At 53.2% G+C, this 12,731-nt stretch carries 12 protein-coding genes; all 12 read left to right on the top strand.

The window, feature by feature from the left end; all coding sequences use genetic code 11:
• The first annotated feature begins 3 nt into the window (after nt 1-3).
• Entirely contained in the window at nt 4-273 is a 270-nt protein-coding gene (locus DW819_RS13465) for a DUF1292 domain-containing protein (protein WP_243025860.1), read from the top strand.
• Between the two features lie 581 nt (nt 274-854).
• A complete protein-coding gene (locus DW819_RS13460; RefSeq protein WP_347560206.1) occupies nt 855-2,516 on the top strand; it encodes a ribonuclease J in 1,662 nt (553 codons plus the stop codon).
• 7 nt (nt 2,517-2,523) lie between these two features.
• Nucleotides 2,524-2,922 (top strand): endolytic transglycosylase MltG, encoded by a 399-nt coding sequence (locus tag DW819_RS13455; RefSeq protein ID WP_118733663.1) that lies wholly within the window; start codon nt 2,524-2,526, stop codon nt 2,920-2,922.
• Complete coding sequence (locus tag DW819_RS13450; RefSeq protein ID WP_118733662.1) at nt 2,919-3,560, top strand: O-methyltransferase; 642 nt, start codon at nt 2,919-2,921, stop codon at nt 3,558-3,560. Before DW819_RS13455 ends, DW819_RS13450 begins: the two co-directional genes overlap by 4 nt.
• A 23-nt stretch (nt 3,561-3,583) precedes the next feature.
• Nucleotides 3,584-4,813, top strand: a complete 1,230-nt coding sequence (locus DW819_RS13445; protein ID WP_118733661.1) for a U32 family peptidase — start codon at nt 3,584-3,586, stop codon at nt 4,811-4,813.
• Between the two features lie 187 nt (nt 4,814-5,000).
• Nucleotides 5,001-5,789, top strand: a complete 789-nt coding sequence (locus tag DW819_RS13440; RefSeq protein WP_118733660.1) for an electron transfer flavoprotein subunit beta/FixA family protein — start codon at nt 5,001-5,003, stop codon at nt 5,787-5,789.
• Nucleotides 5,790-5,828: 39 nt separating this feature from the next.
• Nucleotides 5,829-7,016: an electron transfer flavoprotein subunit alpha gene (locus DW819_RS13435; protein ID WP_118733659.1), complete on the top strand. Its 1,188-nt coding sequence runs from the start codon at nt 5,829-5,831 to the stop codon at nt 7,014-7,016.
• Nucleotide 7,017: 1 nt separating this feature from the next.
• Entirely contained in the window at nt 7,018-8,436 is a 1,419-nt protein-coding gene (locus tag DW819_RS13430; protein WP_118733658.1) for an FAD-binding oxidoreductase, read from the top strand.
• A gap of 22 nt (nt 8,437-8,458) precedes the next feature.
• A complete protein-coding gene (gene cobJ, locus DW819_RS13425) occupies nt 8,459-9,205 on the top strand; it encodes a precorrin-3B C(17)-methyltransferase (RefSeq protein WP_177304160.1) in 747 nt (248 codons plus the stop codon).
• A 24-nt stretch (nt 9,206-9,229) separates the two neighbouring features.
• Nucleotides 9,230-10,318: a nicotinate-nucleotide--dimethylbenzimidazole phosphoribosyltransferase gene (gene cobT / locus DW819_RS13420; protein WP_118733657.1), complete on the top strand. Its 1,089-nt coding sequence runs from the start codon at nt 9,230-9,232 to the stop codon at nt 10,316-10,318.
• The gene (gene cobM / locus DW819_RS13415) at nt 10,315-11,067 is read left to right on the top strand and encodes a precorrin-4 C(11)-methyltransferase (RefSeq protein ID WP_118733656.1); all 753 of its coding nucleotides are present in this window, start codon (nt 10,315-10,317) and stop codon (nt 11,065-11,067) included. Before cobT ends, cobM begins: the two co-directional genes overlap by 4 nt.
• 2 nt (nt 11,068-11,069) lie before the next feature.
• Nucleotides 11,070-12,653, top strand: coding sequence for a cobyric acid synthase (locus DW819_RS13410; RefSeq protein ID WP_118733655.1), 1,584 nt, complete (start codon nt 11,070-11,072; stop codon nt 12,651-12,653).
• Nucleotides 12,654-12,731 lie beyond the last annotated feature (78 nt).

Raw genomic sequence — 12,731 nt, 5'->3', positions numbered from 1 at the left:
GTGATGGAAGAGAAAATTACCCTGCAGACTGATACCGGGGAAGCTGTGGATTTTTTTGTCCTGGAGGAAACCCGTATCAATGGCATGAATTATCTTCTGGTAACTGATTCAGAAGAAGAGGAAGACGGTGAATGTTATATTTTAAAAGATGTGTCCAAAGCAGAGGACAGTGAAGCCGTATATGAATTCGTCGAGAACGATGACGAGATGGATTATCTTTTTAAGATTTTTACCGAACTGATGGAAGATATGGAAGTAGAGCTTCAGAAGTAAGCTTTAATGGACAATAAATTTGGAGGAAAATATTGAGCATGGAGAATCAGAACAATCAGAACGATAAGCCGGCTGACGGATATGTGCAGGCACCTCAGCAGGAAGCAAAATCCGTGCTGGCTGAACTGGCAGAGTTTGTTTCCAGAAAAAAAGTGGCAGAGCAGAATGTGGCTGCTCCGGCTGTGGAAGCAAAGCAGGATGCGCAGCAGAATGCGGAAAAAGAACGGAATACAGCAGGTATCGGAAACGAAGCGGGCGGCGCTCCGGTAAATGATGGAGCAAAAGAAGAAAAGAGTGAACGCCCGGCACGAAATAACCGCAGCAGAGGACTGAGAAGACCGAGAACTGCAGCACCGAAGCGGGCGGAGGGCGCTGAATCCTCTGAGAATGAGAAAACGCAGGAAGAAAGAAAACCGAAAACTCCGAGAGGTACCCGCAGCACAGCAGCCAGAGCGGAAAAAACAGAGAAACCGGCTCGGACAGAGCGTGCAGACAGAGCAGAAAAAACGGTCAGAGCAGAGCGTTCGGCCAAAAACGAGAAACCGGCAAGAACTCCCAAGGCAAAGAATGTGCTGGCAGATATCAGCTCCAAGCCGAAGGTACGCATTATCCCGTTAGGCGGTCTGGAGCAGATCGGTATGAATATCACCGCCTTTGAATATGAAGATACCATTGTAGTTGTGGACTGCGGTCTTGCATTCCCAACGGATGACATGCTCGGAATCGATCTGGTTATCCCGGATGTCACCTATCTGGAGCGCAATATCGACAAGGTCAAGGGCTTCGTGATCACCCACGGACATGAGGATCACATCGGCGCCCTGCCTTACATTTTACAGAAGATCAATGTTCCGGTATACGGAACCAAGCTGACTATTGCCCTGATCGAGAATAAGTTAAAAGAGCATAACCTGATGAAGAGCACTAAGCGCAAGGTGGTAAAGCACGGCCAGTCTGTGAACCTTGGCTGCTTCCGCGTGGAGTTCATCAAGACCAACCACAGCATCGCGGATTCCGCGGCACTGGCATTGTTCACTCCGGCCGGCATCATCGTGCATACCGGAGACTTCAAGGTTGATTACACTCCGGTATTCGGCGATGCCTTTGATCTGGCACGTTTTGCCGAACTGGGAAGAAAGGGCGTTCTGGCACTTTTAAGCGACAGCACCAACGCCATCCGCAAGGGCTTTACTGCTTCTGAGCGTACGGTAGGAAAGACCTTCGATGCCATCTTTGCGGAGCATAAGAACAACCGTATCATTGTTGCAACCTTTGCTTCCAATGTAGACCGTGTGCAGCAGATCATCTTTACTGCTGAGAAGTACGGACGTAAGGTTGTGGTAGAAGGACGAAGCATGGTCAATGTTATCGGAACAGCCAATGAACTGGGCTATATCAACATTTCCGATGGCACCCTGATCGAGATTGACCAGTTAAAGAATTATCCGGATGAGCAGACAGTCCTGATCACCACAGGAAGCCAGGGTGAGTCCATGGCGGCGCTGTCTCGTATGGCATCCGGCATGCACCGCAAGGTATCCATCAAGCCGAACGATGTCGTCATCATGAGCTCCACCCCGATCCCGGGCAATGAGAAGCAGGTAGCCAAGGTCATCAACGAACTGGCTATGCGCGGTGTTGAGGTGATCACCGAAGATACCCATGTATCCGGCCATGCCTGCCAGGAGGAGATCAAGCTGATCTACTCCCTGCTGCATCCGAAGTTTGCGCTTCCGGTACACGGTGAGTACCGCCATCTTGTAGCGAACCGCTCCATCGCAACGGCGATCGGCGTTCCGAAGGAGAATGTACTCATTATGTCCTCCGGTGATGTTGTGGAAATCTGCGAGGATTCCTGCAAGGTTGTGGATCATGTACAGCACGGCGGCATCCTGGTAGACGGTCTTGGTGTGGGCGATGTCGGAAACATCGTGCTGCGTGACCGCCAGAATCTGGCCCAGAACGGTATCATCATCGTCGTTCTGACCCTGGAGCGTTACAGCAACCAGCTGCTGGCCGGACCGGATATCGTATCCCGCGGTTTTGTATATGTGAGAGAATCTGAGGACCTTATGGATGAGGCAAAGCGTGTGGTAGATGACGCTGTTGCAGACTGCCTGAGCCGCCATGTGACCGACTGGGGCAAGTTAAAGAATATGATCCGCGACAGCTTAAGCGACTTTATGTGGAAGCGTATGAAGCGGAATCCGATGATTCTGCCGATCATTATGGAGGTTGAGTAGGCCAAAGATGAGCCATATCACCAGAGATATCAATAAGGTGACCGGAACGGTCATCGGAATTTCGGGAAAGCTGATCCTTTATGCCCTTGTGATCCTTCTGCTTGCGGAGGGCATCACAAGAGGCTATGCCTTTGGCCATTCCCTGTTTTATGAAAGTTCGGTGGAGCAGGCGCCGGGCCGCGACATTACAGTCACGATACCGGACGGGCAGAAGGATTCTGACACGATCCACAAACTGAAAAAAGACGGACTGATCGACAACGAGCTTGCCATGCGGGTCCAGATGAAGTTTTATGATTATGAAATCCAGCCGGGAACCTATACGTTGAACACCTCCATGTCATCAAAAAAGATGCTTCAGATCCTGAATGAGAAAACAGAAGAAGAGGGGGACAAGACGTCATGATGGACCAGGATCGGATCACCCAGTATATCCATTCCCTGGATCAGGGGCATGGCGCGTTCTGTGACCGGATCGCGAAAGACGCACGGGCGGGCCGTGTACCCATTATCCGGAAGGAAACGGCAAGTTTTCTGCAGGCCATGGTGGCGGCAAAACAGCCGGAGCACATTCTGGAGGTTGGAACAGCCGTAGGCTATTCTGCCATTCTGATGGCGCAGGTCATGCCGGAGGGAACGGATATCATAACCATTGAAAAATATGAGCCGCGCATTCCGGTGGCACGCCGTCACTTTGAGGAGGCGGGACTTTCTGACCGCATTACCCTGCTTGAGGGTGATGCAGGGGAAATCTTAAAAAAGCTTGAAGGTCCGTTTGATTTTATCTTCATGGATGCGGCGAAGGGGCAGTATATCCACTGGCTGCCGGATATTCTCCGGCTGTTGTCTGCAAACGGTGTGCTGTTTTCCGATAATGTGCTGCAGGACGGAGATATCATTGAGTCCCGGTTTGCGGTGGAGCGCCGGAACCGTACGATCCACGCGCGCATGCGGGAGTATCTGTACACCCTGACCCATATGCCGGAGCTTCAGACCAGCGTGGTGCCGATCGGAGATGGTGTGGCACTGAGTGTGAAGCGATAAAAAACTGAAATAGGAAAAATAGTATGAGAGACACAGAATTATTAATTCCGGCAGGCAGCCTGGATGTGTTGAAAACAGCAGTCATCTATGGTGCCGATGCCGTATATCTGGGCGGTGAGGCCTTCGGTCTCAGAGCCAAGGCAAAGAATTTTACTAACGAAGAGATCAAGGAAGGCATTGCCTTTGCCCATGAGAGGGGCGTTAAGGTTTATATCACTGCCAATATCCTGGCGCACAATGATGACCTGGCCGGTGTGGAGCAGTATTTTGAGGAGTTAAAGGATATCCGTCCGGATGCCCTCATCATTTCTGATCCGGGTGTGTTCGCCATTGCAAAGCGCGTGCTTCCGGATATGGAACTGCATGTCAGCACCCAGGCAAACAATACCAACTACGGAACCTATTTGTTCTGGCACCAGCTTGGCGCAAAGCGTGTGGTATCCGCGCGAGAGCTTTCCTTACAGGAAATCCGAGAGATCCGTGCCCATATTCCGGAGGATATGCAGATTGAGAGCTTTATCCACGGAGCAATGTGTATTTCTTATTCCGGCCGCTGCCTGCTGAGCAACTTCCTGGTAGGAAGAGACGCCAATCAGGGAGCCTGTACGCATCCGTGCCGTTGGAAGTACTCTGTTGTGGAGGAGACCAGACCGGGCGAGTATATGCCGGTTTATGAGAATGAGCGCGGAACCTATATCTTCAACTCCAAGGACCTGTGCATGATCGAGCATATCCCGGAGCTTGTAGATGCCGGCATCGACAGCTTCAAGATCGAGGGCCGCATGAAGACCGCTCTCTATGTGGCTACCGTAGCCCGCACCTACCGCAAGGCAATCGACGATTACAAGAAGGATCCGGCTCTGTACCGGAAAAATATGGAGTGGTACAAGGAAGAAATCGGCAAATGCACGTATCGTGAATTTACCACCGGTTTTTACTTCGGAAAGCCGACGACCGACAGCCAGATTTATGACAGCAATACCTACGTCAAGAACTATACCTATCTTGGCACGGTAGAGGAAGTCCGGGAGGACGGCTGCTGCCGCATTGAGCAGAAGAACAAGTTCTCTGTGGGCGAGCAGATCGAGATCATGAAGCCGGATGGCCGTAATGTACTGGTCACCGTAAAAGGCATCACCGATGAGGACGGAAACGCCATGGAGAGCGCACCGCATCCGAAGCAGGTCTTATGGGTAGATCTTGGAAGCGAGGTCAGCCCGTATGATATTTTGCGGAGAAGTGAAATGGAATAAATCTAGAAGAAGCCCTGGCGAAAGCCGGGGCTTTTGCGAATAATTTTTGATACATGTCGACTTTAACACGTTGACGTGCTATACTGGAACACAACTGATGAAACTATTTTGCAATATCAGATATCATCGGAACTGGCATGACCAGATAAGGCAGAAATAAACGTTAAGACAGGAAGGACTGTGTAGCATGAAGATTATTGTATGTATGAAACAGGTTCCGGCAAGCTCCAGGGTTGACATCGATCCGGAGACCGGCAACCTTAAGAGGGGAAGCGCGGGACAGCGTACCAATCCGTATGATCTCTACGCACTGGAGTGCGCGCTGCAGATCCGTGAAAAAACCGGAGGTACCGTTACGGTGCTGACTATGGGACCTGGACAGGCAGAGAGCATGATCCGTGACGCCTACAGTATGGGAGCTGATGAAGGTGTTATTTTAAGTGACCGCAAGTTTGCCGGTTCGGATGTGCTGGCAACTTCGTATACATTATCTCAGGGCATTGAGCTGTTGGGAGGCGCAGATCTGATCCTTTGCGGACGTCAGACCACAGATGGTGATACTGCCCAGATCGGTCCGGCCATCGCTGAACATTTGCATATCCCGCACTGCGCGTGGGTATCTGCTATTGAGGAAGCAGATGCGGAGCAGATTACGTTAAAACAGGATTTTGGAAGCGTGACCCAGATTTCCCGGATGCATTATCCATGCCTGGTTACTGTGGACAAGGATATTTGCGTTCCGAGACTTCCATCCTGGCGTCTGACCAAAGAGACGAAGGACCGACCGGTGCGTGTGGTAACCTTTGATGATCTTCCAAGACCGGATCTGACCCGTTTTGGCGTAGTCGGCTCTCCGACCCGGGTTGAGCGCATCTTTGCGCCGGAGGCAGGGGCAGCCAGTGTGGTACTGGAAGGAACCGCAGCGAAAAAGGCAGAGCAGCTGACAAAGCTGCTTGCAGAGCGAAAATACATCTGAGCCTGACAGGCCGGAATAGAAAAATCGGAGGAAAAACATATGAAGTTATTACGGTTTGATCCGCAGCTCTGCACCCTTTGCGGAGCCTGCATCGATAAATGTCCGTTTGGCGCCATTACCATGGAAAAAACAGGAATTACCTTAAATGAAAACTGCCGCATGTGCGGCGTCTGCGTGAGACAGTGCCAGAGCAAGGCACTCTATTTTGAACAGAAAGCCGGCGGTGAGGATAAGAGCACCTGGAATGGCATCCTGGTATACGCAGAGCAGGAGCGCGGCAAGATGCATCCGGTGGTCTTCGAGCTGATCGGAGAAGCCAGAAAGCTGGCAAAGAAGGTTGGCTATAAGGTTTATGCGGTTATGGTGGGAACTGCCAGAACTGCGGAGAACGCGAAGGAGCTTCTGCCCTACGGCGTAGATGAAGTGTTCGTCTATGAGCATGAGGGCTTCGCCGGATTTAAGGCAGACTGTTACGCAGATGCTGTGGCTGACTGCATCTCCAAGCTGCGCCCGTCGGTCGTGTTAGTTGGCGGAACTTCCCTGGGGCGCTCCCTGGCACCGCGCCTTTCCACCCGCTTCCACACCGGCCTGACTGCTGACTGCACGAAGCTGGAGATGAAATCCAATACAGATCTGGTACAGATCCGCCCGGCATTTGGCGGAAATATCATGGCCCAGATCGTCATTAGTGAGTCTCGTCCGCAGTTTGCCACAGTCCGCTATAAAGTGATGGACCGCGCGGAAAAGGTAGAAAAACCATCCGGTAAGATAACCGTCTGTCCTGTGTCAGAGGACATGGTCCGCTCCCGCATTGAGGTACTCTCTGCAAAGGTACTGGAGCATGTGCGCTCCATTGAGGAGGAAGATGTGCTGGTGGTTGCGGGACGCGGCGCAGGCAAAGCACTGGATCAGTTAAAAGAGCTGGCAGAGCTTCTGGGGGGCCAGCTGTGCTTTACCCGCCCGATGATCGAGGACGGATATGGAGACACCGCGCACCAGATCGGTCTGTCTGGACGAACGGTAAAACCGAAGCTGATCCTGACTTTTGGCGTATCCGGTGCGATCCAGTTTACCGCCTGCATGAACAGTGCCGAGTGCATTGTGGCGGTCAACAATGACCTGGAGGCGCCGATCTTTAACATCGCGGATATTGCCATCAGGGACGATCTGTACGCGGTGCTGCCGGAGCTTTTGAACGATGTAAAAAACAGAAAGGATGGTGAGTGATATGCCGTTTCCATACAAAAAAATGACTGAAGAGGATTTCGCTTACCTTCGCAGTGTGACTGCGCCGGAGCGTGTCTGGGTCGGCGATGAGATCGCGAGAGAATATTACCACGATGAGATGCCGGAGTATGGCGTATTTCCTCCGGAACTTTATGTGGAAGTGCTGGATAAGCAGGAAGTCAGCAAGATCATGAAATACGCCTGGGAGCAGAATATCCCGGTGGTGGTCCGCGGAGCCGGTACCGGTCTTGCGGGCGGCGCAAACTGTAAGTACGGCGGCATTCTGCTGTCTGTTATGAAAATGAACAGGATGATCTGTCTGGACAAGGCCAACATGACCATGACTGTTCAGCCTGGCATGCTTTTAACCGAAGTGGCCGCAGCCGCAGCGGCAGAAGGCTTGTTCTATCCGCCGGATCCGGGTGAAAAAACAGCGTCCATCGGAGGAAATGTTATTACGAATGCAGGTGGAATGCGGGCTGTCCGCTATGGCCTGACCCGCGATTTTGTACGCTGTATCGAGGCCGTGCTGCCGGATGGCGAGATTGTCCAGTTTTCCTCCAATGTCGTGAAGAACACCACCGGTTACGATGTCAAAGACCTGGTGATCGGTTCCGAGGGAACTCTGTGCATTCTCACGGAAGTGACCTTAAAGCTGATGCCTGCACCGAAATTTACCCGTACCCTGGTGATGCCGTTTGAAAGTCTGGAAAGCTGCATCGACATGGTGCCGTGCCTTCTACAGATGGCAGCTGTGCCGACCGCTATTGAGTTTCTGGAGCGGGAGCTGATTGACATTGTGGAGCGCAATCTTCATAAGTTGCTGCCGGTGAAAGAAGGTGACGCGGTGCTGATCGTCATGTATGACGCGGGAAGCGAGCAGGAGCTTTTATCTGCCTGCACCGAAGCGTCGGATGCGGCACTGGAGGCCGGAGCCATCGACGTTTACATTGCCGATACGCCGGAGCGTATTGCGTCTGTGTGGTCTGTGCGCGGCGCAATCCTTGAGGGCATGAAGGCCGAGAGTGTGGCGCAGGAGGAGTGCGATGTGGTCGTACCGCGGGCAAAGATCGCGGAATATGTACGCCTTGCAAAAAGCATCGGTGCCAAGTACGGTATCCGCGTAGAGCCGTGCGGCCATGCCGGTGACGGAAACATTCATACCGAGATGCTGCGCGACGCCTCCATGAGCGACGAAGACTGGATCAGAGGAACTAGAGCCTGCCTCACCGAACTTTACGGTGTCTCCAAACAGTTTGGCGGTCAGTTGTCCGGCGAACACGGAATCGGAAACGGACGTCTTGAATACTTAAAGCCGTTCGTGGGAGACCGGATGTATAAGCTGTATCAGTCCATCAAGCTGGCGTTTGATGAGAAGCTGATCCTGAATCCGGGAAAGATCATTACCTTTGATGAATAAATCCATGAAAACAGCAGGAAGGATGAGGAGCAATCAGGTGAGGAAGCTTGTGTATGTGATCGGCATGGGGCCGGGGAATTTTGAGCAGATGACGTTTGAGGCGCGCAGGGCGCTGGAGCAGAGTGATGTGATCGTTGGCTATACCGTGTATGTGGATCTTTTGCGGGAACATTTCCCGGAGAAGCAGTTTCTGACCACGCCCATGCGCCAGGAGGTGGAACGCTGCCGCATGGCGTTTGAAGAGGCGAAGAAGGGCCAGACCGTGGCCATGGTCTGCAGCGGCGATGCCGGCGTGTATGGCATGTCCGGGCTGATCCTGGAATTACAGCAGGAGTATCCGGAGTGTGAGGTGGAAGTGGTCAGCGGCGTGACGGCAGCCCTGGCCGGCGGCGCAGTGCTTGGTGCTCCGCTGATGCATGATTTTGCAGTCATCAGTTTAAGTGATCTCTTAACGCCCTGGGAGAAGATTGAGACAAGACTTCGCTGTGCGGCGGAGGCGGATTTTTCCATCTGTATCTACAATCCGTCCAGTAAAAAACGGGCAGATTATTTAAAACGGGCCTGCGATATCATTCTGGGACAGACAAAGGAAGACCGGGTCTGCGGCATTGTGAGCAACATCGGCAGGGAAGGGCAGAACGCCCGGGTTCTGATGCTCAGTGAGCTTCGCGATACCCGGGTGGATATGTTTACCACGGTGTTTATCGGAAATTCCCAGACAAAAAGGATCGGGGAGCGGATGGTGACACCGCGGGGCTACCGGATCTGAAAAACGTAGAAAGTGAGACATAACATGGAACAATATCTGGAGAAGCAGCTTCACTGTCTCTGCCGCAGCGTGCGTGCCGCGGATGAGCGGGCAGTGGACGCGGCAAAGCGCCACTGGAACGGAATTGCCAAACCATTGTACGGGCTTGGCCGGTTTGAAGATCTTTTAACCAAAGTGGCAGGCATTCAGAATACGGAAGATATCAAAATAGACCGGAAAGCGGTTGTGGTATTCTGCGCGGACAACGGTGTGGTGGCTGAGGGTGTGACCCAGACGGATAGCAGCGTGACAGCGGTGGTTACAGAAAATTTTGCCCGGGGCATTGCCAGCGTAAACCGTATGGCATCGGTGGCCGGGGCAGATGTGATACCGGTGGATATTGGAGTTATGGGAGAGATTAAAGAGCCTGGGGTCCGCAACTGCCGCATTGCAAATGGGACTAGCAATCTGCGCCGGGAACCGGCCATGAGCCGGGAGCAGGCGCTGGAGGCACTTCATACCGGAATCCGTCTTGCGTCGGAGCTCAAAGATACCGGATATGATCTTCTGGCGGTGGGGGAGATGGGAATTGGCAATACCACCACCAGCAGCGCGGTGGCCAGCGTACTTTTGCAGGCACCGGTGGAAATTGTGACCGGGCGTGGAGCCGGGCTCTCCAACGCAGGACTGGAAAAGAAAATAGAGGTGATCAAAGAGGCTATTGCGCTGCACCATCCGGATCCGGAGGACCCGCTGGCGGTCCTGGAAGCTGTGGGCGGCTTTGATATTGCAGGTATGTGCGGTCTGATGCTGGGCGGGGCTATTTACCGGATCCCGGTGGTACTGGATGGCCTGATCTCGTTGATGGCAGCGCTTCTGGCCCGGAAATTCTGTCCGCTGGTTACGGACTTTCTGCTTCCGTCCCATATGGGAAAGGAACCGGCCTGCGGCATGGCAATGGAAACGCTTGGGCTGGAGGCAAGTATTTATGGAAACCTGGCACTGGGCGAGGGAACCGGAGCCGTGATGCTGTTTCCGCTGCTTGATATGGCGGAGGCTGTGTACCGGGAGAACAGTACCTTTGAAAACATTCACGTTGACGCATATCAGAATTTTGAGGAGGAACAGGTATGATTTATTTTATCGGAGCCGGACCGGGAGATCCGGAATTGATCACCGTGAAGGGAAAACGTCTGATCGATGAGGCAGACATCATCATTTATGCCGGTTCCCTGGTGAACCCCCAGGTGCTTTCCGGGGCAAGGCCGGAAGCGGAGATTTACAACAGCGCCACCATGAACCTGGAAGAGGTACTGGATGTGATGAAGCGCGGCGTGGCGGCAGGAAAAAAAGTTGTCCGCGTCCATACCGGAGATCCGTCTATTTACGGCGCCCACCGGGAACAGATGGTGGAACTGGAAAAAATGGGAATTCCTTATGAGATCGTGCCGGGAGTCAGTTCCTTCCTGGCGGCTGCAGCCAGCTTAAAGCGGGAGTACACGCTGCCGGGAGTCAGCCAGACCGTGATCTTAACCCGCATGGAAGGACGCACTGCAGTGCCGGAGCGGGAACAGATTGAAGCGCTGGCAGTGCATCAGGCTACCATGGTGATTTTCTTAAGTGTAGGTGAGATTGAGACATTAAGCACACGGCTGCAGGCCGGTGGTTATCCGGAAGATACTCCGGCCGCTGTGGTCTATAAGGCATCCTGGGAGGATCAGAAGATCGTCAAGGGAACGCTGACGGATATTGCGCAGAAGGTAAAGGAAGCAGGCATCCGTAAGACAGCACTGGTAACCGTAGGCAGGTTCCTTGGTGATACCTTTGAACTTTCCAGACTGTACGATGCGCATTTTACAACGGAATTCCGCAAGGGGGTTTAGAAATGGCAAAGAAGATCATGATCCAGGGCACCATGTCCAATTCCGGAAAGAGCTTCGTGGCGGCGGCCCTGTGCCGGATCTTAAGGCAGGATGGTTACTCCGTAGCACCGTTTAAATCCCAGAATATGGCCCTGAACTCTTACATTACCAAAGATGGACTGGAAATCGGGCGGGCCCAGGCCATGCAGGCGGAGGCGGCTGGAATCGCGCCTACCGTGGACATGAACCCGATCCTGCTAAAGCCGACCAGCCAGATGGGAAGCCAGGTGATCGTAAACGGCGAGGTGTTCGGAAATTTAAAAGCCATGGATTATTACCGCCGCAAAACGGAATTTATTCCGGCAGTCCAGGAGGCGTTCGAGAGGCTGGAAAGCCAGTTTGATGCCATTGTCCTGGAGGGTGCCGGAAGTCCGGCAGAGATTAATCTGCGGGACAATGATATCGTGAATATGGGGATGGCAAAGATTGCGAATGCGCCGGTGCTTCTGGTGGGAGATATTGACCGGGGCGGCGTGTTTGCATCATTATATGGAACCGTCAGTCTGCTGGAGCCGGAGGAGCGGGCCCGCATCAAGGGTCTCGTCATCAATAAATTCCGTGGTGATGTTAAGATTCTGGAGCCGGGACTCCGCATGATCGAGGAGCGGCTTCACATTCCGGTGGTGGGCGTGATCCCCATGGAGCAGATCGATCTGGATGATGAGGACAGCCTGTCCGACCGTCTGGTGCGGACTAAGGCGCAGGACGGCCTGGATGTGGCGGTGATCCATCTGCCGCATATCTCCAATTTTACGGACTTCAATGCGCTGGAACATTATGATGGCGTTTCTCTGCGCTATGTGGACCGGCCGGCACATCTGGGACAGCCGGATCTGATCCTTCTGCCGGGAACGAAAAATACCATGGCTGACTTAAAATGGCTGCGGGAGAGCGGACTGGAGGCCATGATCTGGCGGCTGGTGGAGGAACAGAAAGTTCCGGTGATCGGAATCTGCGGCGGTTATCAGATGCTTGGTGAACAGCTTTCTGATCCGCATGGTGTGGAAGGGGAACCGGGCAGTACCATGCGGGGCATGGGACTTCTGGCGGCAGAGACCATCTTTGCGGCAGAGAAAACCAGAACCCGGACAGAAGGAATGGTGATGGCAGCAGCTGGAGTTTATGGCCAGGTGACCGGGCAGAGCGTGAAGGGGTATGAGATCCATATGGGAGAGACGTTTCCGGCTGAGGCAGGGTCGGGCTTGAATGGCTCGCAGCAGGCGGGTGCAGGACAGCAGCCAGGAAATGCCTCCCGGGCAGATCACAGTGTTACTCCGGCAATCTGCCTTGCAGACGGCCGCATGGACGGTTTTGTCCGGGCCGATGGCCTGGTGTTCGGAAGCTATCTCCACGGCCTGTTTGATAATCTGGAGTTTACCGGAGCGATTCTGACTAGGCTGGCAGAAAAGAAAGGCATCAGCCTGACTGCAAAGGCACAAAGTATGGAAGAATATAAGGAAAGCCAGTATGATAAGCTGGCAGACCTGGTGCGCCAGTCTCTGGATATGGAGGCGGTCTATAAGATTATGGAAGAGTACGAGTCCTAAAGACAGACAGGAACCTGGTATGAAGCCGGGAATGCATGTGGACAATCTGCATGTTGAAAGAACATCCAGGTTTGAACA

Origin of the sequence: Clostridium sp. AM33-3 (genome assembly GCF_003480315.1) — a bacterium.
Classification (GTDB): Bacteria; Bacillota; Clostridia; order Lachnospirales; family Lachnospiraceae; genus Brotaphodocola.
The sequence above is the reverse complement of the archived record's forward strand: the minus strand, read 5'-3'. Positions and strand labels throughout refer to the sequence as shown.

Bases quoted from the DNA above. Each gene is read 5' to 3' on its own strand.
- DW819_RS13440 (WP_118733660.1), top strand. From the start codon at position 5,001: ATGAAGATTATTGTATGTATGAAACAGGTTCCGGCAAGCTCCAGGGTT.
- DW819_RS13435 (WP_118733659.1), top strand. From the start codon at position 5,829: ATGAAGTTATTACGGTTTGATCCGCAGCTCTGCACCCTTTGCGGAGCC.
- cobM (WP_118733656.1), top strand. From the start codon at position 10,315: ATGATTTATTTTATCGGAGCCGGACCGGGAGATCCGGAATTGATCACC.
- DW819_RS13445 (WP_118733661.1), top strand. From the start codon at position 3,584: ATGAGAGACACAGAATTATTAATTCCGGCAGGCAGCCTGGATGTGTTG.
- cobT (WP_118733657.1), top strand. From the start codon at position 9,230: ATGGAACAATATCTGGAGAAGCAGCTTCACTGTCTCTGCCGCAGCGTG.
- DW819_RS13455 (WP_118733663.1), top strand. From the start codon at position 2,524: ATGAGCCATATCACCAGAGATATCAATAAGGTGACCGGAACGGTCATC.
- DW819_RS13410 (WP_118733655.1), top strand. From the start codon at position 11,070: ATGGCAAAGAAGATCATGATCCAGGGCACCATGTCCAATTCCGGAAAG.
- DW819_RS13465 (WP_243025860.1), top strand. From the start codon at position 4: ATGGAAGAGAAAATTACCCTGCAGACTGATACCGGGGAAGCTGTGGAT.
- DW819_RS13430 (WP_118733658.1), top strand. From the start codon at position 7,018: ATGCCGTTTCCATACAAAAAAATGACTGAAGAGGATTTCGCTTACCTT.
- cobJ (WP_177304160.1), top strand. From the start codon at position 8,459: ATGAGGAGCAATCAGGTGAGGAAGCTTGTGTATGTGATCGGCATGGGG.
- DW819_RS13450 (WP_118733662.1), top strand. From the start codon at position 2,919: ATGATGGACCAGGATCGGATCACCCAGTATATCCATTCCCTGGATCAG.